The sequence below is a fragment of the Bythopirellula goksoeyrii genome (assembly GCF_008065115.1).
GTDB classification, from domain to species: Bacteria; Planctomycetota; Planctomycetia; order Pirellulales; family Lacipirellulaceae; genus Bythopirellula; species Bythopirellula goksoeyrii.
The window spans coordinates 5,755,369-5,776,652 of the sequence record NZ_CP042913.1 but is presented as its reverse complement, the minus strand read 5'-3'; the positions used below and the strand labels follow the sequence as shown (position 1 = coordinate 5,776,652).

General features: G+C 53.0%; 18 protein-coding genes and 1 tRNA gene. 4 read left to right on the top strand and 15 right to left on the bottom strand.

Annotated features, from left to right (window positions below):
- Positions 1-65: 65 nt before the first annotated feature.
- The 9 genes from Pr1d_RS22755 to Pr1d_RS22715 all read right to left on the bottom strand — a co-directional run bounded on the left by Pr1d_RS22755 (position 66) and on the right by Pr1d_RS22715 (position 10,896).
- Complete coding sequence (locus tag Pr1d_RS22755; protein ID WP_148075683.1) at positions 66-2,063, bottom strand: alkaline phosphatase family protein; 1,998 nt, start codon at positions 2,061-2,063, stop codon at positions 66-68.
- A complete protein-coding gene (locus Pr1d_RS22750; protein ID WP_148075682.1) occupies positions 2,047-2,898 on the bottom strand; it encodes a PEP-CTERM sorting domain-containing protein in 852 nt (283 codons plus the stop codon). The genes Pr1d_RS22755 and Pr1d_RS22750 overlap by 17 nt, the downstream gene beginning before the upstream one ends.
- A gap of 260 nt (positions 2,899-3,158) precedes the next feature.
- Entirely contained in the window at positions 3,159-3,824 is a 666-nt protein-coding gene (locus tag Pr1d_RS22745) for a PEP-CTERM sorting domain-containing protein (protein ID WP_148075681.1), read from the bottom strand.
- Between the two features lie 257 nt (positions 3,825-4,081).
- On the bottom strand, positions 4,082-5,518 hold the full coding sequence (locus Pr1d_RS22740) for a matrixin family metalloprotease (RefSeq protein WP_148075680.1): 1,437 nt from the start codon (positions 5,516-5,518) through the stop codon (positions 4,082-4,084).
- Positions 5,519-5,874: 356 nt separating this feature from the next.
- Positions 5,875-5,948: transfer RNA gene (locus Pr1d_RS22735), tRNA-His, on the bottom strand.
- Positions 5,949-6,344: 396 nt separating this feature from the next.
- A complete protein-coding gene (locus tag Pr1d_RS22730) occupies positions 6,345-7,688 on the bottom strand; it encodes a DUF1570 domain-containing protein (protein ID WP_168205438.1) in 1,344 nt (447 codons plus the stop codon).
- Positions 7,689-8,625: 937 nt separating this feature from the next.
- Positions 8,626-9,213 (bottom strand): zeta toxin family protein, encoded by a 588-nt coding sequence (locus Pr1d_RS22725; RefSeq protein ID WP_148075678.1) that lies wholly within the window; start codon positions 9,211-9,213, stop codon positions 8,626-8,628.
- Positions 9,210-9,617, bottom strand: coding sequence for a TA system antitoxin ParD family protein (locus tag Pr1d_RS22720; protein ID WP_148075677.1), 408 nt, complete (start codon positions 9,615-9,617; stop codon positions 9,210-9,212). Before Pr1d_RS22720 ends, Pr1d_RS22725 begins: the two co-directional genes overlap by 4 nt.
- Before the next feature lie 280 nt (positions 9,618-9,897).
- A complete protein-coding gene (locus Pr1d_RS22715) occupies positions 9,898-10,896 on the bottom strand; it encodes a sugar phosphate isomerase/epimerase family protein (protein ID WP_148075676.1) in 999 nt (332 codons plus the stop codon).
- Between the two features lie 368 nt (positions 10,897-11,264).
- On the opposite strand from Pr1d_RS22715, the gene Pr1d_RS22710 reads away from it, so the two are divergent.
- Together Pr1d_RS22710 and lysA are read left to right on the top strand one after the other, a co-directional pair.
- Complete coding sequence (locus tag Pr1d_RS22710; RefSeq protein WP_148075675.1) at positions 11,265-12,311, top strand: hypothetical protein; 1,047 nt, start codon at positions 11,265-11,267, stop codon at positions 12,309-12,311.
- A gap of 187 nt (positions 12,312-12,498) precedes the next feature.
- A complete protein-coding gene (gene lysA / locus Pr1d_RS22705) occupies positions 12,499-13,734 on the top strand; it encodes a diaminopimelate decarboxylase (protein WP_148075674.1) in 1,236 nt (411 codons plus the stop codon).
- A 13-nt stretch (positions 13,735-13,747) separates the two neighbouring features.
- On the opposite strand, the gene Pr1d_RS22700 is transcribed toward lysA, so the two are convergent.
- Together Pr1d_RS22700 and Pr1d_RS22695 are read right to left on the bottom strand one after the other, a co-directional pair.
- Positions 13,748-14,596, bottom strand: coding sequence for a YihY/virulence factor BrkB family protein (locus tag Pr1d_RS22700; protein ID WP_148075673.1), 849 nt, complete (start codon positions 14,594-14,596; stop codon positions 13,748-13,750).
- A 77-nt stretch (positions 14,597-14,673) separates the two neighbouring features.
- Positions 14,674-16,338 carry a fucose isomerase gene (locus tag Pr1d_RS22695; protein ID WP_148075672.1) on the bottom strand — a complete coding sequence of 555 codons (1,665 nt, stop codon included), beginning with the start codon at positions 16,336-16,338 and terminating at the stop codon, positions 14,674-14,676.
- Positions 16,339-16,652: 314 nt separating this feature from the next.
- Between Pr1d_RS22695 and Pr1d_RS22690 the strand changes: the two genes are divergently transcribed.
- A complete protein-coding gene (locus Pr1d_RS22690; RefSeq protein ID WP_148075671.1) occupies positions 16,653-17,201 on the top strand; it encodes a MarR family winged helix-turn-helix transcriptional regulator in 549 nt (182 codons plus the stop codon).
- A 17-nt stretch (positions 17,202-17,218) separates the two neighbouring features.
- Here the strand turns inward: Pr1d_RS22690 and thpD are convergent, their stop codons facing one another.
- From thpD to ectA, 4 genes are read right to left on the bottom strand one after another with little or no spacing between them, the layout of a single operon-like run.
- On the bottom strand, positions 17,219-18,112 hold the full coding sequence (thpD, locus tag Pr1d_RS22685) for an ectoine hydroxylase (RefSeq protein ID WP_148075670.1): 894 nt from the start codon (positions 18,110-18,112) through the stop codon (positions 17,219-17,221).
- A 55-nt stretch (positions 18,113-18,167) separates the two neighbouring features.
- Positions 18,168-18,578 carry an ectoine synthase gene (locus tag Pr1d_RS22680; RefSeq protein ID WP_148075669.1) on the bottom strand — a complete coding sequence of 137 codons (411 nt, stop codon included), beginning with the start codon at positions 18,576-18,578 and terminating at the stop codon, positions 18,168-18,170.
- Between the two features lie 42 nt (positions 18,579-18,620).
- Entirely contained in the window at positions 18,621-19,892 is a 1,272-nt protein-coding gene (ectB, locus tag Pr1d_RS22675) for a diaminobutyrate--2-oxoglutarate transaminase (protein ID WP_148075668.1), read from the bottom strand.
- Positions 19,893-19,906: 14 nt separating this feature from the next.
- Positions 19,907-20,401: a diaminobutyrate acetyltransferase gene (gene ectA / locus Pr1d_RS22670; RefSeq protein WP_168205436.1), complete on the bottom strand. Its 495-nt coding sequence runs from the start codon at positions 20,399-20,401 to the stop codon at positions 19,907-19,909.
- Between the two features lie 340 nt (positions 20,402-20,741).
- Here ectA and Pr1d_RS22665 point away from each other — a divergent pair, with 340 nt between their 5' ends.
- Entirely contained in the window at positions 20,742-21,278 is a 537-nt protein-coding gene (locus Pr1d_RS22665; protein ID WP_148075666.1) for a TRAP transporter small permease, read from the top strand.
- Positions 21,279-21,284 lie beyond the last annotated feature (6 nt).

The following is a 21,284-nucleotide window of genomic DNA, read 5'->3' as shown; positions in this document are numbered from 1 at the left end:
ATCGAACCTACGCTAGTATTGCGTCTATTTCAAGCCGATCAACGCTATTGTCAATGCTCCTTCCGTCAAGCCAGCACTCCTTTGGCCCGAAGTTCGGCCTCGTGAGCTTTGTCGGTCTGCCCAAGTGACCGGTATGCCTTAGCAAGGGCTTGGTGTGCCGCCGCCAAACGCGGGGCTTGTCTTACGCAGCACTCCAAGGCTTCGATAGCGCCATGATGGTCTCCGAGGGAGATACGGGCTTCGCCAATCACCAAATGCACTCGCGGAAAATGATGAACGAGCTCGGCAGCCGAAAGGCCAAAATCTAGCGCAGCCTCAGGCTCGCTGACTTCGAGCTTTGTGCGAGCCATCCCGGCCAGGGCAATCGGGTTCTCTCCGTCAATTTGGAGCGCCTTCTCAAAGGCTTCAAAAGCTTGGTCGTATCTTTTCACACTCAAAAATACTTCGCCAAGCTTGTTGTACAGTCCAGGCTGGCGAGGCTCTGATTTGACGACCTCTTGGAAATGATCGAGAGCAGCCTCTGTGTTGCCATCGGCAAATTCAAGTGTGCCGAGCATCATGTGCATGCGAGGAGCCTCGGGCTGCTGGGCTTCGATCTCCAACAATACGCTGCGGGCACGTTTCCTATCGCCGACCCCCAGTAGACATGAAGCGAGCAACAGCTTCGAAGCCACGAGATCGCGAGTCTCATCATCTAGCTGCTCGAGGATTTCAATCGCACCTGCGTAGAGCTGGGCATCCATCATCGCCTGTACCAAGGAAATTTGATTGCCGGCGATTGTTTTTGCCACGGAGATCTCAGCATTTTCCCCTTCGGCTTCGATATATCCCAAGTCGGCCAGCTGCTGAAGCATAGCTTGGGCCTCAGCAGGATCGACACGTGTCTCCGGAGGATGCATGCCGCATTTTCCCTCGATATCCTCCCAGCTCTCGATTCGAGGCAGGGTGGAGCACTCCTCAAGGATCTCGGCCATAACTCGGCCGGGCATGTCGTAGGCGGCCGGCAGCCCCAGAAGTTGCAAAACGGTCGGTGCAATCTCAAGCAGGCTGGCACCATAGGCTCGACTGCCAGCGCGGATTCCGGGGCCATGGGCCGCAATAATTCCAAACGGTCGATGCCATTCAACTGGACCCGCTTTCCCCTCCCCTGGATCAGGTCGCAGATGATCATTGTAGTATCCGTGGTCGGACATCAATACGACAGCTGTGTCATCTCCAGCCAACTTGAGAAGTGTTTCGAGCAGCATGTCGTGAAAGCGATAAATAGATTCCATACAGCCTTTGTAGGCTTCGTATTCCTCGTCGGACACCTGTTCCATTTTGGGAGGATGGCAGTGCATGAACTCATGCCCACAGCGGTCGATCCCCTCGTAGTAGATTGCGGTGAAATCCCAATCAGTGTTGGCCATCAGATGGGTGGCGACAGCATGGATCGTGGCCGACTGCGATATAAGATGTTGAAGCTTTCCCAAGCGATTCGATTCCTGCCGAGCAACTTCGGCAGCTTTTGGAACGAAAGGCAACAAGGCAGACGCATCGATCTCGCGGGGATGGACGCGGAAACTTGCCAACTCGTCGGCTAATTCTGGTGGATGGACTGCACCAGTTGGCAGCGGTGCGTCGAGCCCTTTTTCCAGGTGTGAATTCTCAAACTGATTTGAGACAATTACTCCGTTGATTGGTTCTGCAGGGTGAGATGCATACCAGCCCACCACATTGCTTCGCAGCCCGCATTGGCTAAGGATATTCCAAAGTGCCTTGCATTTGCGGCTAGTACTGGAGGTGGGACGAACTCCAGTTGCATCGGCATCAGGTTCCGTAAAGCCCAGCACACCATGCTGATCCGCGCGTTTGCCAGTAGCTACGGTGTTCCAGAGGATAGGGGATAGAATCGGCCTTAGCGTGGCTAAATTACCCCACGCTCCTTCACTCATGAGTTTGGCCAGAGTTGGCATGTACCCCTTTTCAATTAGGGGATCGATCATCTGCCAATCGGCAGCGTCCCAGCCTATCAGCAGAACACGTTTCGGGCCGTGGGGAGGGTGGCTACGCTTGATCTTCATGGGCTCTATCGTTCTGGTCAGCCCGCCGTTTTCGCCAAAAACTCAATCCGCAAGCACCGGCGGCTAATAGACCCAACGTCCCAGGCTCGGGCACCGAGTTAAGCATTGGAATAGAACTCATACCATATTCAGTTTGCCAGTCCACTAGATTCGTCGAGTTATAGGTACCGCCAAACCCCCGCTGCAAGTCCAAGAAGTCGGCCCCATCAACGTCTCCATCGTCATCAAAGTCCGCCAGGAAAAGTGGTGTGCCCATATCACCTACGGTAATACCCACTCCGGTTTGATCCTCGTAAGCCCAATCCTTAATCAGGAGCGTGCCAGCGGCATTGTCAACGTCAACCCGCATCCAAGCGAAGTACAGATCGGTCGGTCCAATCGGAAAGGCAAAACCAATGTAACCATCTGTTATGTTGTTGAATTGTGCGTTCGGATTGAGAGCACCGTAGGCCATCGACCCATAAAAAGAAGGGCCCAGCGAAGAAGAGTCAATAAAGGTGCCGACCGACAACGCAGTCATATACTCCCCTGAAATCGCCGGACCATTCGTGCTGAAACCAACGGTCTTGCCAGGGTAGAAGCTAACGGTGGCTCCTTGGTAGTTACCTCCGTTAAAAATATAGTTTTTGAGAACAATATCGGTGTAGTTATCAAGATTAAGATCGATCGGTTGCCCTATTTCCTGCGGAACATCAATCGGTCCCTCGAAATACTGGACTGCCGCTTCCGACTCAGCCGCACAACTAGTTGCCACGACCGCCCCTGCGGCAAGTTTATAGGCAGCCCTTTTAGTCGCGCGGAGGCGCGACTTGGCTGATTTGGTTTTCTTGGCCACTTCTCTAAACTCCTCTATGGACCTCTAACTCGCCTTCACTGCACGAGAAAATCTGCTTCAAACCTCGCCTCATTTTAGGGGGCAGAGGTTCCAATGTGAATTCTCAAGAGGAAAAAATAAATCTATTCACAGTATTGGAAGCTGGCACAACCAACCACCGCGAGAAAGACATAACAACAGTATCTCACTGCTTTAGACTGCGGAACAGGCGTGCTGAGATTCATACAAAAAACTGGTTCCGACACTGACAAACCATTCGGCTAACTTAGATTGGATTCCCGCTTCTTCCGTCGGAGGGCAGCGACACCTAGAGCACCTGCTGCCAAAAGTCCAAGTGTCGAAGGCTCTGGAATCTCGCCCGTATGAATACCAACCCCTGGTTGCGACTCGTAAGCCCAATCTTTTATCAGGAAAGTGCCTGCAGCATTATCGATATCGACTCTGATCCAACCGAAGTGGGAAGTCGCATTGATCGGGAATTCAAGACCGATGTAAGCATCTGTAACATTGTCGAATTGCGAATTAGGGTTGCTGGCGTAAGCCATCGATGCTGAAAAAGGTCCTCCAGTAGTGGCAACACTATCAACTAGAAAACCTGCACCCAAAGCAGACACATAATTCAGCCCAGCATTAAATCCTACGACCTTACCCGGTGCGAAATTAACATAAGCTCCCTGGTAATTACCGCCACCGAAAACATAGTTCTTGAGTAAGATGTCGTTATAGGCATCCCCGTCGAGATTCAGATTTTGAGAGCTAAATTGCCCAATCGCAATGTTTTGAAGCCCTGAATAAACGACCTGGGCATCAGCGTCAGAAGCGATCGTAGTGACAGCAGCACCAGCGGCGAGAGAATAAGCGGCACCCCGCTTAACAGAATTCCACTTGGATTCGTGGCTTGGAGAACAATTCTTGACGGCACTCATGAGCGCTCCTCGGGAAGGTTGAGAATCTAGATGGGACTACAACGCAAACCCCTTGTCTTGCTTCTACGAGCCGCCTGAGTTGACAGTGGGGACAGACACTACCGTGCCTGAACTGGGAGTATAAACGGGCGAAACGCTCTCGTCAAACTTTTTTCTAGAGTCGTGAGTCTCCCGTTGCGGAAAGCCGCATGCCCTGCAAGCTAAGAGTGAAGTCGGGCCACTTTGGCGTCTAGATTTGCGCGGAAATACTGCACCCTTCAGGGCCAGAAGCTGAAGCATCGTGGTGCAAACAAGTAACTCACTACCAACGCTGAATAGAGCAGGGAGAGTAACGGTGGTTCCGGGACGGCGACCGCCGCCGCCGTATTGAGCGGAATTCCGTAGTTGTTTTGCCAAGCCGCCAAGTCGTTTTCGCCATAAAGTGGACCAAATCCCCGCTGCCAGTCGAGAAAGTCTGCTCCATCGACGTCTCCATCTTCGTCAAAGTCGCCATTCGAGAGGGCCTCGCCTGATAGGCTGAGCTTGTAGAGTTGAACATCATTGGTCGACCCAGAAACCCGAACGAAGTACTCACCTGCTGTGGCAAGCATGAACTCTTGGAGCGTTTCAATTTGGCCGATAGGTGCCGCATCGACTGTTGTCAAAAGTTCCGCACTACCTTCGCTGGCCGGCCCATAAATATCAAATTTCAAGTTGCTAACTTGTGAAGAGCGAGTGATAGTTTGGCTGCCCGCTGCCCCAGAAATCTTCTCGAAATAGTTGGGCCCCGAAGGAGTCAGCACAACATTCAAAATCGAGCCTGATTCAATGGTGAAGGAAAAGAAATCGACATCGTTCAAGTTCGCAATACTCAAGAAGTCCGTTTGAGATGATGTGATCACTGTGCTGGCCGTAATGTCGGTTCCTATTTGCAATGACTGTCCGTCAGCTAGAATCCCCAAGTTCGTTGCCGTTTCAAGGGTATTGTTTGGCTGCGGACCCATAGAGCCACGCTCACGAGAGTCTCCGTAGAGTTGATGAACCCCTCGAAGATCGTCAATTTGCGGGCCATCAAAAGTGCCATTGTAAGACGGTTCCATCAGAAAGCTGGCCGTCGAATCGATGTGACCCAGCCCCAACGAGTGGCCGACTTCATGAGTGAGGGTATTACGAAGATTCAAGAAATTGTCGGTAGGATTGGCATAAAACAGTGAATCCCCTGTGTCGACGGTAATATCCCCATTGGGTATGAAGCCGGCCTGAGCACTTGTGCCACCCTGGCCATCGAGAAAAGTTCCTCCCAGCCGGATATCACCGCGAGTTTCAAGGATTCCGGAGAAGTTACCTAGTGTTGCTCCATCGTCCTGCTGCTCGTATTGGAAAGTCAGGCCACTGAGGGCTGTCCATCGGTCAAACGATGCCGCAACGACATCCTTGAACCACGGCCGGGTTTGTAGGTCAATTCCTCCATCGCCGGAGCCATAAAGCCCATCAAAAAAAGCGATCAGATTGCTGGGGTTGCGGCCCGGTATCGGTGTTCCATCCGGCACGATACTCCATGTCAGTGTAGTTGGACTACCACTGGTTCCAGTAGGACCATCGGTCGCAGTGAAAGTCCACCGCCCGTTGGAAAAAAAAGCATAGTTGGTTTCTACTTGCCAGCTGAGCCACACTACCAGCAGCACGCACAGAGATAGGACAGAACGATTTTGCATGCAAGGCGTTTAGAATGTTAGGCGTGCGGTCACGAACACAGTATGCTCATTACTCCTTTATAGTCACTTCTCAATAGGTCGGCAACTTTTCGGTTGTCCATATTCCTGCACTGGAAAACTCTCCCCGTTGATATATTTGACAGATGGGAGAAATCACCTCGGCTGAAGAATGAGAGGGATTGCCAACGCATTTTACGTTTTACCACACAAGCGGAGCAATTGGCACGGGCTTGCAGTGCGTCTCGTATCCACCTTTTAGGCGGAAGCAAGCTGATATCGATTGCAAAGAATTGTGACGAGACCACCAGAGAGTGTTTTCACCCTGGCAAACCAAGCGTTTCCCGCGAATCAGAAAGGGTGGCTGATGGGATTCGAACCCACGACCTTCGGAATCACAATCCGACGTTCTAACCGACTGAACTACAGCCACCGCATGAGAATCCAACGATCCTACTATTGACCCCGCGGATGGTCAACGGGATGCGTCATTGAGGCCGTTTCTAGCGGGAGAAGGTCTTCTTCAGCGCCAGGGTCAGTAGGCTGCCGGCGAGCATTCCGCAGACGAATAACATCAGGCCAGAAGGCAATTCCTGGGGGGTTACATGAGCAAGTAGCGACAGCATAGGGAGTCCTCCTGAGAACAATTGGTTCGGTTAGTTTGAAAAATCATGAACCTTAGTAGGTATCGTTTTGCTGATTGCCACGAAAAACACAAGAATGCACAAAAATTCTATTAGATTCCCAGTCGAGGCAATAACTTTCTTTGTGACTTTTCGTGTTTCTTGTGGCTATGGGGTTTGGGTCCAAGCGAACTTTGTGTTCGGCATTATTCTTTTCTATCATCTGGGGTCAGACACAGCAGATACTCACGATACTGCTTGTCCAGCTCGGCGAAACTTTGGCCGGTGACTTCCTGAAGGGTAGTCGGTTTGTCGCGGCCTGCATAGATGAGCTGCAGGTACTTCATGAGGGCCGGGCGGTAAATGCCATCTTCGTAGTGCATGAAGAACGTGGCCAGCCCGGCCGACTGGCTGTAGAGCGGGGCGATGTCTTTGCGACGTTGCAAGTCAGTGGTGCCGAGTTTGCAAAGATCTGCTAGCGGAATGTAATAGTCATCGAGAATGCAGCGCTGGTAGGCGGCCGGGAGCCTGCCGGCGTTGGGGGTGCCAATGGTGAAAGCTTGCTTGCCCTCGGCGACGCGCATGGGGGTGAGCGACTCAAAGTAGCAGGCGATTCCCTCGATGATCCAGACATTGGACAGGCCGCCGACATTGCGGGCCGCGGGGGCGGACTCTTGAAAGAATTGATGCACAGCCTCGTGGGTAATCGTGCCGGGGTCTTGCTCCTTTCCGGCAAAAAAGTTTGTCGTGCGGTTCGTATCAAAATAGATGCCCAGGGTCATTCCGATGCGAGGTTGCTGGCGGATCAGATCGTCATTGTACTCACCGCGCGTCCGGTAGTATTTCACTTGGAATGGTTTGATGCGGTAGCTGCTCGATGACTTACCCTCGAACCGTTTTTTTAGGTCGTTCGCATCTAGAAAAAAACCGGCGCAGAGTTGTAGCCAAACCTGGTGGGTCTCTTCCAGTCGTGTAGCGAGTTCGACGGCTGAAGCTGGGCTGTCGTTGGTGGTGACCTGAAAATGGTCGGTGCGAACTCGCCAACCATCGTCGATAGATGCATGACGACGAGCATCGGCCTCGGCGCTGATCCACTTCTTGCCAAGGGGACGTTCGCCCGCTTCATAGCGGGGCAAGTCTTCGGCTGCGATCCAGCCGAACTCACGGTTCCAGATATTGCCCGCTTCCAACTGCCGCAAGGCGAATGCCCCGGCCCAAGTGTCGTTGTACTTTTCGTAGCCCAATACGCGTCGGGCATCGGTGTGATCGGGATCGAACATCAGCGTGCGGGCCGTCCACCGAAGGGCAGCGCCGACGTCTCCCTCATCGCAGAACTTCCGCGCACGGGCAAAACTGGCTGCTGCGCTATTACGGTCGGCATCCGAGACATTTCTCGATTCGCTCTCAGCCGAGTAGAGGTCAGGAACCGCGAAGAGGACTTCACCGGTGGTGAGTGATGGCTGGGAGTGCTCGGCCTCTTTGGCATGTAAGCCTACCATCGGCAGGAAACAAGACACGAGGAGAGCGAAGTGGAGACCTGGTTTCAGCACGGTATTCCTTTGAGAGAGTCGGCAATATCGCAGATGCCTTTTATTATAACATTCATTGCGCATCGACCCACCCTCTTATTGATAAGCTGGGGACGATTGGCCGCTTGTGTGCTGTGGTTGAAGTCGTTGGTTCGATTGGAAGAGGAATTCATGGTAGCCACAAAAAACGCAAGAAGACACAAAAAAGCAAGAACTGCAAAGCCGAGAATCGATATATTCTTTGTGCCTTTTCGTGTTTCTGGTGGCAAATTTAAAACGTCGTTCTTGTTCACTGTTAGAACAGAGGCGAAGGAAGAATTTGAAACGCAGAGTACGCGGAGACGCAGAGGTAGTAGTTCCATTCTAATTTCTCTGCGTCTCGGGGTGCTCTGCGTTGCAACTAATCTTAGCGAATGCCGTGGTACTGTTTCTATAAGTGGTGTGTAGGAGGAAACCACTGGCTTACACCGGGTGGCTCGCCTTGAGGGTGCCACGGTTTTGTTCTCATTCCTTTTCTACAAAACAAAACTCGCCTCTTTCATGCCGCTGATCGGCATCTTGACTTGTTGACGGGTCATGAGTTACGCGGATAGTTACGTCCTCAATTCAGGAGGGTTTTGCAAACAAAACCCTAGGCTCAAGCCAATCCGAGCTTCAGCCGTCGAGTCTTTGCTCTTGCGTAGGCATTGCCCAGATAAACACAGAGGATGCCTGACAAGTCGCAAGCACTATTATCGAGATTGGCTGGCAGAAATCCACAACGATTCTTGTGCCACTTAACGGAAATGCCGACGTCTACCTGCCGCTTCTTTGAAATGTATGAGCAATCACTGCACTGAGAAAAAGCAGCACGAGGGAAGTTGGCTCTGGGGCGGATGCAAGATTGACTATTGAAGCGATGCTGCTTCCGTAATTGGCTTGCCAAGTGGCAAGGTCGTTTTCGCTGGCTTTATTCTGATCAAACAGCTTCGAGCACATTTCGCAGCCATTTGGGTATTGGTTTCGCCATCTCAATGGCCTCGCTATCTGTGAAAACTGCAAGTTGACGATAAGGGTTCGCCAAGTCGCTGTTGTCATAGATTACGACATGCGGCAAGCGTTTGATGCTGGCCTGCAGGTTTGCCAAAGTTCTTGGAAAGCGATTGGTGATTTTGTCAGCTGGAACATCGTGCCCTCCTTGAGAGACTCGCATCGCAACACGCTCAGCAGAAAGTTTTGGCGATGCAAGCCCAATAAACATGAGGGCTGTCGTGTAGCCGCTCGCTGCGCAACTTTCCAGAAACTGCAGCTTCTCATGAACTGGATCGGAAAAGACGGTTTCAAAAGCAAAACTTTCCTGTTGATTTACTAGGGCGTGGCGAACCTGGTCGGCAACCTGTGCCGCTGCGTAAGGATCAATATCGAGTTCAGCCGCGAGTCGGTCTGCGTTCACTAACCGCAGACCAGCAGGTGCAATATGAGCGTGATAGAATGTCGTCTTTCCTGCGCCGTTTGGCCCGGCTATCGCCACTACGACCGGCTCTTCGTCGAGCCATGCCCAGCTCATGACCGGCCTTTGCGTTCAGTCTTCTTGGATTGCTTCGTCTTGGCAGGTTGAAACTCGCCTTGGTGAAACTTACCAAGAGTCCGTCGCCCATTCTCTTCAATGCGAACTAGCAGTCCAGCCTGATCCTCAACTGGCTCATAGTGGGGAAAGGGTTGTGTGGATAGAAATTCAGCAACCCGCTGGTGGCCCTTGGGAGCGCTGACTGTGGCGATGAGAGATGAAAGCGGCTGCTGATCTCCTGCTCTTCGCAGTGCCAACACTCGATCTCCTGAGAGCAGGGTTTCGACTGCCCGACCCAGTCGTGCCCAGAACTCGATTTGGCCCGCGATAGACCGCTCCGCGACACTTCCAGTTTGTCGAGCATCAAGCACGAGGGCGTCAGATAGTTTAACAGGTTGGCTCATAGTTTAATGGTAGCATATTGCTACCTGATGAGCAAGGGTCGATTTGGCTTCCGGCTATCGAGAATGGATTTTCTCAGCGACGTTATCCGTTTTCGCGATTCAGGTGGCCAATTTCCACGACGAATTCTGAGTCGATCAAAAGATTGCTGCTTATGACTCTCATGCGACATCGACTCACTTCTCGTTTGATTTCACTGCTAGTGTACTTGGCAGCAAATCTCGCGCTTCGCTCAGCCGAGCAGGACTCGGCGGACGCGGCGCGGCTAACGAAGAATTGTTGCTACTTGTCTGCAAAAGCAGCGTCAAACGCTACGTTCGACGGGGCAAAGTCGAGTCGCTTCACGAATTCGCAAGCTTCCCGGGCGCCGTGTTCGCGGTCCATGCGGGCGTCTTCCCATTCGACGCTCAACGGGCCAGCGTAGTTGATGTCGTTGAGGGCGCGGATGATTTCCTCGAAGTTTACTCCACCACGACCGGGAGAGCGGAAGTCCCAACCACGACGGGCATCGCCGAAGTTGAGGTGGCTGGCCAAGATGCCGCTCTTTCCATTGAGAGTGACGATGGCATCTTTGATGTGGACATGGTAGATGCGATCGGGGAAGGCGCGGATGAATTCCACCGGATCGACACCCTGCCAGATCAAGTGGCTGGGATCGAAGTTGAAGCCGAACTCTTCGCGGTGGCCGACGGCTTCGAGAGCCCGCTCGGCGGTGACGATGTCGAAGGCGATCTCGGTGGGGTGCACTTCAAGTGCGAACCTCACCCCGCATTCTCCGAAGACGTCGAGGATGGGATTCCAACGCTCGGCGAATTGGGAGAAGCCGGCTTCGATCATCGACTCGGGGACTGGCGGGAAGGAATACAAGAGGGGCCAGATGCTCGATCCGGTGAAGCCGTTGACGACTTCGACGCCGAACTTCTGTGCCGCGCGGGCCGTGTTCATCATCTCCTCGGAGGCACGCAGGTTGACTCCGCCTGGTTTGCCATCGCCCCACACGTGTTCGGGGAGGATAGATTGATGTCGCTCGTCAATGGCATCGCATACGGCCTGACCCACCAGATGGTTGCTGATGGCGAGGCATTGGAGGTCGTGGCGGTCGAGTTGCTCACGCTTGGCTTCGGTGTAGCCGTCGTCAGCCATTGCTTGGGCGACGTCAAAGTGGTCGCCCCAGCAGGCGAGTTCGATTCCATCGTAGCCAAACTCGCGTGTCTTGCGGGCCATGTCGTCGAGTGGCAAATCGGCCCATTGGCCGGTGAAGAGTGTGACGGGGCGCGACATGGAACGAGTCTCCTGTGAAATGGGGGAATAAGAGTTGAGGATTGGCCATTTTCGCAAATTTTTGGCAGTTGGCAACCGACTCCATGCAATTAACTGAGAGTGTCTGGGGATTGCACCCGCTACGTTCAAGGGCAAAGCGAATTGTCATCCCGAGGTACTCCGAGGGATCTGGCCAGATTTCTCGGAGTACCTCGAAATGACAGATACCGAATTCCCGGACACCCTCAATTAACTTACTTCTCTGAGCGATTGATAGCCGTGGTGACAGGCCCATGGTTGTCCTTAAATAGAACCATGTGCTTCCGCCCACGGCTAGTACATGGAGAAACGATGCAGCTCGACTTTTAGCAAGCTATACTTTAAGAACGATGCGAAAACCAAGTTATACAATTCGAATGGTGTCTGTTCTCTTGACGCTGTTGCTTGCCAATCGTGCCAGCGCCGAAGTAGCGATCGACATTGAAGTTGCCATGGTCCCTGGGGTGCCGATTACTGCGCCGCAAGAATGGGCCAAGCGACTAGGGAAGCTAGGGCTCGCGCGGGTGCAGATTCGCTCGGCTCGCGGTCAGGAAGAACCAGCGGCGACGCTCAACGAGAGTGGCACGCAAGTGTCGGTGGTGGCGATCCTTACTCCGCGCGATGAGTTGTTTGTGCCTCAACATCGTTTTCGGGCCGGTGATGTTGCCAAGTTGCGGGCCTATTTCGAGGGACTGCCGCATGAGTTGGCCGAAGCAGGCATCGATCGAGGGCCGTTTCGCTTGACCGAAGAAGAATTCGGCAAAGTGTTTGTCGATATGGAGAAACCGCTTTCCATTTCGACGAAAGGAAAGACTGCTGCGACTGTGCTTGCGCATTGTGAGCGAGCGTTTCGCTTGCCCACCAAGAAGAATGCGAGCGTTGAGCCATTGCTGGCCACGACCCCCGTGCTGGCGATGGAACTCGAAGGGCTTTCGACGGGGACTGCGCTGGCAATCGCTTTGCGAAGCGGGGGGCTCACTGTTAGGCCTGTCAACGAGCCGGCTGACCAACTGCATTTGGAAGTTGCCGCTTACGAGCGGGGAGCCGATGTGTGGCCCGTTGGTTGGAAGACCGAAGGAAGTCCGCGTTCCTTGGCGCCGCAGTTGTATGAGGCGGTTAATATTGAGATCGAGGGCTACACACTTGCTACGGCACTTGCTGCCCTGGGGCCCCGATTGCAAGTGCCAATCGTCATGGACGAATGGATTCTCGATCAGCAAGAAATCGACCCAGCGGAGATTCAGGTCAAGCTGCCGCGGAAGAAGACTACGCTCAAGAGTGCCGTGGACCGGATGCTAAGTCAGGCGCGTCTGGCAGGCGAGATTCGCACAGATGATTCTGGGGCGCCTTTTCTATGGGTGACGCAATACGGGCCCGATAGTCGGCCCGTGAAGTAGAACGAGAGCGAGCCGGGGCGTCCTCGCCCCCGGTCAGTTTCGGGGGCCGGGTCAAGATCGGGGGCGGGGACGCCCCGGCTCGCTCAGCAGACTCCAGGGGCTTACGCTTCTGGACGCGCCTTTGGTAGGATGAGGGGCTTTCCTGCCGCTTGCTTTCCTACCACTCCAACCGCGCGAAAACCCTGCTATGCAAAAGACGCTTCCCTTTGATTCTGCTACTCTCCAACGCATTTTAGACGAATATCCAACTCCGTTTTATTTGTACGACGAAGCGGGAATCCGAGAGCGGATGCGGGATCTAGTGCAGGCTTTCTCCTGGAACAAAGGGTTTCGCCAGTATTTCGCGGTGAAGGCGACGCCCAATCCTCGGATCGTCTCGCTATTGCGCGACGAAGGGAGCGGAGCGGACTGCTCGAGCATGGCAGAGCTTGTCATCTCGGAGCGTATTGGATTAGAAGGGGAGTCGATTATGTTCACCTCGAACAACACGACTGCCGAGGAATATAAGTATGCTTTGGATTTGGGAGCGATCATCAATCTCGATCATCCCAACCTGATCGACACGCTACTAGCCGCGGGTGACATGCCGAAGACAATTTCCTTTCGCTATAACCCGGGTCCCGAGCGGACAGGCAATGCCATTATTGGCAACCCACAGGAAGCAAAATTTGGCTGCACTCGGAAGCAGCTCTTGGAAGGGTACAAGCGGTGTCAGGAGCTGGGGGCGACGCACTTTGGTCTGCATACGATGGTGGTTTCCAACGAGTTGGGAGTGCAGTCGTTGTTGGACACAGCTCAGATGTTGTTTGATCTGGCGATACTCATCAAGGATGAACTGGGGATCGAAATCAAGTTCATCAATCTCGGCGGGGGGATTGGGGTGGGCTATCGACCCGAGGATGATGAAGTGAACCTGGCCGACTTCGGTGCGGGAGTTCATCAATTGTATGAGAAAGTGCTGGTCCCTGCGGGTCTGAGTCCACGGATTTTCATGGAAAACGGGCGGACCATCACCGGGCCATTTGGTTTCTTGATTTCACGAGTCATCAACCAGAAGCAAACTTACAAAGATTATGTGGGAGTCGATGCCTGCATGTCGAATCTCATGCGGCCTGGAATGTATGGCGCATACCACCACATCACGGTGATGGGCAAAGAAGGTCAATCTGCGACGAAGTCTGTCGACGTGGTGGGTGCGCTCTGCGAGAACAACGACAAGCTAGCGATCGACCGGCAACTTCCAGAGGTGGTAGTGGGGGACGTGCTGGTGATCCACGACGCTGGAGCCCATGGCCACGCTATGGGTTTTCAATACAACGGGCGACTGCGCTGTGCGGAACTCTTGCTGAAACCAGATGGGGAAGTAGAGCAGATTCGCCGAGCGGAGACGCTTGAGGACTATTTCGCCACGGTCAAATTCTAATTATTCGAGGACATCAAGATTCTGAATCCACAGAACCGTGATCCTCAGACACAGCTTGGGTGACTTCAGCACCAAAAAAGAGGACGCACATCGCATAGTAGGCCCAGAGCATGATCGCCAGGAAGGCTCCGAGGACGCCATAGGCACTATACTTCTTGCCAACCACGAAAGCAGAAAGCACCATGCGGCCCAGTTCCCATATCAGCGCCGCCCACAAACCTCCCGCGGCGGCTGCTTTCCAGGAGACTTCTGACTTTGGAACGAAACGATAGATGCAACTAAAGACAGCAAAGTTTAATGCGACTGACACGCCGAGTTGTGTAGCCCAGCGAAGCCATTCACTTGCCTCGGAGTCACCGGCCATGCTCAACATGGTGGTCATAATCATTCCGCTTGCAAAGACCGCCAGCACAACGACCCCCAATGCCGTCAACATAATAAAAGCTCGGGCTCTTTTGAGGACCACATGTGTTATCGACTGCCAGATGCTCCGTTTCTCGATGGGGACGTTCCATATCCGATCGAATGCGGTCTCGATTTGGGCAAAGACGATGATCGCAGTTGCCAATAGCACTAACAATCCAATCGGCCCCCCAATCGAGGCCTTGTCGCGAACTTGTGAGAAGACGGTTTTTACCTGAGAACTCAAACTGGGTGACAACTGCTCTTCGATGATCGTGAGCAACTGGGCTTCGGCGTCCTGACCTGACGCGGTCCATTGGAAAAAGAATCCCAAACCAGACAAGAGCACAATCAGCAAGGGGAAGAATGCTAGCGCCAAGTAATAGGACACCGCCGCAGCTAGAAGCGATCCATCGTCGCGAGACCATCCCTGAAAGGCTTTTCGGAGTGTCTCAATCATGGTCGACCATTCTGTTCGGAAGTGAGACTACTTGTACCAATTTCTTAATGATCTCATTGCCACATTCATCCTGACAGCTACCCCCATGATACCCCTTCCTTACGGGTGCCACAGACGGCGACTTCCATTCCGAGCGACTGGGCCATAGCAGCCTTTGCGAGCATCGCTTTGTCAGCCTCTTCGGCAGAGTTCGCATAGGCAACTTGGATATGGTTGCTCTTGTGGCGTGCCATCATTTGATCACGGGAGACGCCGTAGGTGACTGCATGCATGATGGGCCATTGGGGAGTCGTCTCTTGCCAACGCCGCTCTGTTTCTTCGAGGGGAAGTTCTACGACACCGGCACGCCCCAGGTCCATCTTCAGTCGATTGTCTTCGACGTAGATTCGCGACCAGACGATCTCACCTGGCTTGGAAATCCCTTTGATGGTTCCTCCGCCATTGGGAAAATACATGGCCGGCTGGCGAACGCTGGTCGCACCCTTCCAGCCTCCACTGAAATGAGCCGGGGGCACACTTCCGCTGATCTCGAAGACCCACACATAGTCGTCGACCGTTCCCGAACGATCCCTGTCCCCCCAGCGGAGGTCATGCAGTGTGTTCTCAGGGGGTTGCCCCATCGCCTTATGGAGTCGGTAGGTCATCAGTCCGTCGAGCCCCGCACATTCGTCAACCTCATTGAAGTGTGGGATTGGCTCCCCTTCATAGAGGACTCGCTGACCGTCTCGACTCACGACGGGGGGACGATCGCCGTTGTTGAGCGTTCCCTCAACCAAGTCGCTGGCGGGAAGCAAGTCTTTCAGTCCCTGTTGGTACTGAATCCCGATCGTGTCACAACCGAAATCGTCGGCGATTCGCACCGCAGCGATATACATCTTGCATTGCTTTAGGATTTGCTCGTCTGTGAGATCTTCGGAATGCTTGGGCCCAGTTTGGAAGGTCATGCCCCGGTCTTCCATCCACTTCCGCACATCACGAGCCTGCTCGTCGGAGACTTGAGTTGTTTCGTAGTAGAGGGCCGATTGGCTGAGTCGTTCCTTGAAGACACCGGTGGGGTTAAGCAAATGGTCGGGGATAATCGCGTTGAACATTCCCATGCAACCTTCGTCGAAAACCCCCATAATTGCCTTTTCGCTCTTCAGTTGATTCGCCAGCGCCTCCCCAAGCTCTTTCTCAGGCGAATCGACAGAAACCTTTTCCAAGGGAATGACATGCTCAAGGGGGTGACGAATCGTCTCTCCAGAGAGCCAGCTTGCCAGTTGTTGCTTGAATTGGGCATCGCCAAAGTCCTCTGTCCAAAGTGTGCTGTATTCGGCGCCCGCCTTTGTCAGGGATCCATTCAAGTTCAACATGCCAACTAGCCCTGGCCAGGTGCCTGACCAATTGGCCAAAGTGAGAATCTTCCCGCGATGAGAAATCAATCCTGAGAGAATATGATGGGAGTACTGCCAGACCGCTTCTGCCACGATGATTGGGGCGTTGGGGTCGAGTTGCCGGAAGACATCCATCCCTTCTTTTTGAGAGCCGATGAATCCGTGTTTTTCGTCTTCTTTGTAGGGATGCGCGCGGATGAGCGTCCAACCGAGTGCCTCAACTGCCTGGCGAATTTCCTCTTCCATCGCCTGCTGAGCCGCCCAGCAATTCTGATTGGCCGACAATCGCAGATCGCCGTTGGCCATGAGGTAGACATGCTTGCTGGAGAGTGGAGTAACTGTGCGGGCCGCAGGAATCTGATGACTCATAACGAAATCCTTGCAAAGGTCTGTGCTTGGCGAAAACCAGGCTGCGAACAATTTTGAAGTGAGTGAAAAAAGCGAATTAGCTTGAGGAATGGAGCTCAGAATGTAGCCCAAAAACTGTCGCCGGCTTTCTCTAGGAGGTTCCAGCAGGGGCGATGTACTTACCGACCATGATAATGACTGGCGATCGGATCTACAAGAATAGGAGAGAATCAGTTGCAATGCAGGAAGCAGCTAGATTAGATTGTCTGAATGTGGTCTTGTAGCCACTATGCCGAGTCCCAGTTGTTGGAAGAGACTCCAAGGGTACCTGACCGATGCCAAGTGGAAAGCAATTAAAACGACCTCGGCGCAGTGCATCGACTGCAACGGTAGACGATGTGCTGGCAGATGCCATTCTACGTGCCATTCGTCGAATTCTTCGCAGGACGGCGGAGCACTCCCAGCATGTGTTCAATGAGTCGGGACTGACCGTTCCACAGCTATTGTGTTTGCGACTGATTGGACAAGCGCCTGCCAATGGTGAGCTAACCGCTGTGCAACTGGCGGAGATCATACAGCTTTCGCCGGCTACAATCTCGCGCATTCTTGACCGACTCGAATCCCAGGAGCTTATTGTACGCAATAGAAGTCAGGAGGATCGCCGTCGGGTAAGTTTGAAGCTGACCCGGAGCGGGCGAAAGAATCTCGACAAGCTACCGACGCCGCTGCAAGAAGAATTCTTGCAGCGACTTCAAGAACTTCCCGAGAAAAAAAGGACAGCATTACTCAATTCGCTGGAGCAGATTGTTGAAATGATGGGAGCTGGGGAAATGGACGCCGCCCCGGTGCTTGCGACAGGGGTTCACGTGAAACCAGAGCGATGATGTCCTGAGCCCTGGGGCTATCCTTCCAGGGGAGTGAAGTCGCGTTCGGCAAGAAACTCCGGTCGAGGTGGCCTATTTCCAAATGGCTCCTGCACGGCATTCTCCACACTGTTGAAAACCATAAACAAGTTTGAGCGAGGGTAGGGGCTCAAGTTGCCTGACGATCCATGCATCAGATTGCACTCAAAGAAAATTGCGGAACCGGCTTCTCCCTTAGGAGCCTGAATGCCGCCTTTGTCGACGAGCATCTGCAGGGCCTCTTGATCGGGTACGCCATATTCTTGCTTCTTCAGTGATTGCTCAAAATGTTTCTCCGGCGTCTCGCCGACGCAACGGACAAACCAATGATGCGAACCGGGGACTACCATCAAGGGCCCGTTGAACTCGTTGTTCTCCGTCAACGCGATTGAGACGCTCACAGCTCGCATACGTGGCATACCATCCTCAACGTGCCATGTTTCGAAATCGGAGTGCCAGAAGAACTCTTTACCGTTGAACCCTGGCTTGAAATTGACCCGAGTCTGATGGAGATACACATCACCACCCAGGAATTGTCGAGCAACTTTGACTATTCTTGGATCGCAGCATATTGAGCGAAAGAGATCGCTCTTTTGATGAACGCGAAACACGGAACGTACAGCCCGATTGTTCGGTTCAACAACGACTTCGGCATCGGCAGGATCTGCCAAGTCCGCCAGGCGATTTGCTTCGGCTAGCAGTTCTGAAGACTCAGTTGCTGAGAAGAGATCCTGATCGAAATAAAATCCGTTTTCGTGGTATTGGTCAAGCTTCGAAGTGGATAGCGGTCCATCGGCTTTTCCCCACACAACGGGATCTTCGCGCTCGACACATTCCCAGAAACTTCCCTGACGCGAGTGATAGGGGTCGGCAATAGCTATTGAAGTTGTCATGTTCCTTTCTCTCGAAGAATATAAAATGCTCATGTGAAGGAATCTCTACACCTTTCTAAACGCTAGCCTCACATGGCGTAGCTGCAGTCAACAGAGGATAGGCACCTTCGTCATCGTGGGACTCTGGTCCAACCAAAGGGGGATTGAAGACACATATCATCCGCATCGTCTTCGTTGCGGTTAGCACATGCTTGTCGTTCTGATCGAGTGCATAGATGGTTCCCGCCTGAATCGGGAAGTTCGTCTCTGTCAAGACTGAGAAGACGTTACCTTCACCCTCGACACAGTACACCGCTTCCAGATGGTTCTTATAGTGCATTTCCAAAACAGCCCCTGCCTCGATGATCGTGTCGTGCATAGAAAAACCCATGCCATCTTCTTGCAGCAGAAGACGTTGGCTCGTCCATCCTTCGGCTGATACTACACGTCCCATATCTTGCAAGTCATTGAGTGACCGCACAATCATTTTCTGACTCCTTGAGTAGACGAAGTGGTTTTTGTCGGACTCTCAATTTCCAATGCTGACCAAGGCTTCCTCGACGCTCTCTTGCAAGATTTCGAGTCCCTGGGTCAATGCACTTTCTTCAATTGTCAGTGGTGGCAATAGCTTCAAGACTTCGTCACTGGCACCTGAAGTTTCGATGAGCAGGCCACGGTTGAAGGCGGCAGCACAAATTGCTCCTGCTGTGGCGGGGTCTTTAAATTCAATTCCTTGTATCATCCCTCGGCCGCGAACCTGCTGGGCTTCCTCGGGCACCTGCTCGGCAATTTTGTCGAGCACACCTCGCATTATGTTTGCCTTTTTCTTGATTTGATTGGTCAACGCATCGTCTTGCCAGTACTCGTGGAGTGCGGCAGTGGCCGTCACAAAGGCTAGGTTGTGGCCGCGGAACGTGCCGTTGTGTTTTCCTGGCTCCCACTGATCGAGTTCACGCCGAAACATGGTGACTGCCATGGGAGTTCCATACCCGGAGAGACTTTTGGAGAGACAGACGATGTCTGGATCAAGCCCGGCGGATTCGAAGCTGAAGAAGGTGCCCGTCCGACCACATCCTGCTTGAATGTCGTCCACGATCAGCAACACGCCATGTTCCTTTAGCAGTTTCTCCAAGCGTCGCAGCCAGGGGTTGGTCGCTACATTGACTCCCCCTTCGGCTTGTACCAGCTCCAGGATCAATGCCGCGGGCATATCGACGCCGCTACTCGTGTCTTCCAGATGTTTCGCCAACAGATCGATTGTGTCGGTGTCGTCCAAGTAGCGATGGTAGGGCATGCGTGTTACGTTGCCTAAAGGGACGCCGGCCCCGTCGCGTTTGCTGCCATTACCTGTCAAGGCTAGTGAACCGAGAGTCATGCCGTGGAAGGCGTTGGTGAAAGCAATGACGTTCGTTCTTCCCGTGATTTGTCTTGCCAGTTTGAGCGCCGCCTCCACCGAGTTTGTGCCCGTTGGCCCGGGGAACATGACTTTGTAGTCCAAGTTGCGAGGCGATAAAATTCGTTCGTCCATCGCTTCCAGGAAGTCGCTTTTTGCTTCGGTCATCATGTCCAGCGAATGAGAGATTCCGTTCCCGCTGATATAATCCAGCAGCTTCGCTTTGAGGACCGGGTTGTTGTGTCCATAATTGAGCGCCCCTGCACCTGCGAAGAAGTCGATGTACTCTCGTCCCGATTCGTCAATTACTGTGTGACCATACGACTCTTCAAAAACGACCGGCCATCCACGGCAGTAAGATCGGACTTCAGATTCAAGACGCTCGAATATATTTTCAGTATGCTCCATGGAACAATATCTCCTTAAGAATTAATAGAATCTAGATCAGCCCGAATGGGGCCGATCCGAAAGAGGGATTCCTCTTCGTGGGAAGGTGTGTCGAAGTGCTCGCTCTCAAACCCGGTCACTATTTCGAGCGGAGCATGAACTTCGTCAGCAAAGGACTTAAACAGTCGTTGCGAGGGAACATTCGAAGGCGTTACTGTTGCCTCCAAGAAACGAACACCCTCAGTTGCTGGCAATGCCAACAGGTGACGTAAGAGGTACTTCGCAAGGCCATGTTTTCGGCTGCTCAATGCCACGCCGATTTGCCAGACGAACACGCTTTGAGGGCGGGTAGGAGGACGATAGGCGGCAACAAAGCCCGCAATTTTTTCCTCCAATTCAGCGACCAGGCACGTATTCCGAAAATGGTCACAAAGCAGCAAATAAGCGTAACACGAGTTCTCATCCAGCGTGCCCGATTCGCGCACCAGATTCAGAATCTCTTTTGCATCCCTAGGCGTGGGATTGCGCACAGAGTAATTCGAGAGCCTGGGAGTCGAAGTTGAAGACAGTTGGTCCGTTGGCACGGTTCTTTACTGGGAACTGGGAGGGTAGGAAATCAGAGCGAGATGGGGTGGGAAAGCGCAGTTGCTACAGACAAATCTGCCGCAACTCACATGCTCCAACTACGCTGGAGCCAAGAAATGGCGACAGTAATGTTCGCCAGGACCGCCATTCGCCTAGATACTTGCATATAAAATAGTTACGCTTGCAACTATATTACTATAGGCAGTGCCTGGAGGACGATCAACCCCTGTTTTGCCTGCTTGCTAGCGATTTCTTGAATCAAGAAAATGAATTATTGCTCTCACAATGAAATACATCATCACAACCGTTTCGTCTCTACTTCAAAAGGTTGAAGCGATTATTCTGTCATCCGCGATTCTTGGAATTGCCGTGCTGACAATCGCGAATGTTGTAACTCGCACATTGTTCGGAACGAGTATTGCTTTGGCAGAGGAAGTGTCTCAGTTTCTCATCATTGTCGTGACTTTCGTTGGCCTGAGCTACGCTGCTAGTTTGGGCCGTCATATTCGTATGACCGCTCTGAGCGATCAATTGTCCAGTCGCGGACGGATGAGGATGGCAAATCTTGTCCAAGCGACAACGGCGCTGTTGATGTTTGTACTCTGTGGCTACGCCTGCACCTATGTGCATGCCGTGTACAGGCTAGGGGGCGTCTATCCGGTGACCCGAATTCCCTATTACATGGTCTATCTTATCGTTCCCCTCGGTTTCCTGCTTGCTGGTTGCCAGTTTGCTTTATCGGCAATCAAGGGGTTGACCGGACAAAGCGATGAGCTGCCAGTCACACCTCCCAATCCCCTTGAGCAGAAAGCCGGAGTCTAAGTGTTT

Coding starts and splice junctions, on each gene's coding strand:
- lysA (WP_148075674.1), top strand. CDS start 12,499: ATGCAAAAGACGCTTCCCTTTGATTCTGCTACTCTCCAACGCATTTTA.
- ectB (WP_148075668.1), bottom strand. CDS start 19,892: ATGGAGCATACTGAAAATATATTCGAGCGTCTTGAATCTGAAGTCCGA.
- Pr1d_RS22665 (WP_148075666.1), top strand. CDS start 20,742: ATGAAATACATCATCACAACCGTTTCGTCTCTACTTCAAAAGGTTGAA.
- Pr1d_RS22700 (WP_148075673.1), bottom strand. CDS start 14,596: ATGATTGAGACACTCCGAAAAGCCTTTCAGGGATGGTCTCGCGACGAT.
- Pr1d_RS22720 (WP_148075677.1), bottom strand. CDS start 9,617: ATGAGCCAACCTGTTAAACTATCTGACGCCCTCGTGCTTGATGCTCGA.
- Pr1d_RS22725 (WP_148075678.1), bottom strand. CDS start 9,213: ATGAGCTGGGCATGGCTCGACGAAGAGCCGGTCGTAGTGGCGATAGCC.
- thpD (WP_148075670.1), bottom strand. CDS start 18,112: ATGACAACTTCAATAGCTATTGCCGACCCCTATCACTCGCGTCAGGGA.
- Pr1d_RS22755 (WP_148075683.1), bottom strand. CDS start 2,063: ATGAAGATCAAGCGTAGCCACCCTCCCCACGGCCCGAAACGTGTTCTG.
- Pr1d_RS22695 (WP_148075672.1), bottom strand. CDS start 16,338: ATGAGTCATCAGATTCCTGCGGCCCGCACAGTTACTCCACTCTCCAGC.
- Pr1d_RS22740 (WP_148075680.1), bottom strand. CDS start 5,518: ATGCAAAATCGTTCTGTCCTATCTCTGTGCGTGCTGCTGGTAGTGTGG.
- Pr1d_RS22715 (WP_148075676.1), bottom strand. CDS start 10,896: ATGTCGCGCCCCGTCACACTCTTCACCGGCCAATGGGCCGATTTGCCA.
- Pr1d_RS22680 (WP_148075669.1), bottom strand. CDS start 18,578: ATGATTGTGCGGTCACTCAATGACTTGCAAGATATGGGACGTGTAGTA.
- Pr1d_RS22745 (WP_148075681.1), bottom strand. CDS start 3,824: ATGAGTGCCGTCAAGAATTGTTCTCCAAGCCACGAATCCAAGTGGAAT.
- Pr1d_RS22710 (WP_148075675.1), top strand. CDS start 11,265: ATGCGAAAACCAAGTTATACAATTCGAATGGTGTCTGTTCTCTTGACG.
- Pr1d_RS22690 (WP_148075671.1), top strand. CDS start 16,653: ATGCCAAGTGGAAAGCAATTAAAACGACCTCGGCGCAGTGCATCGACT.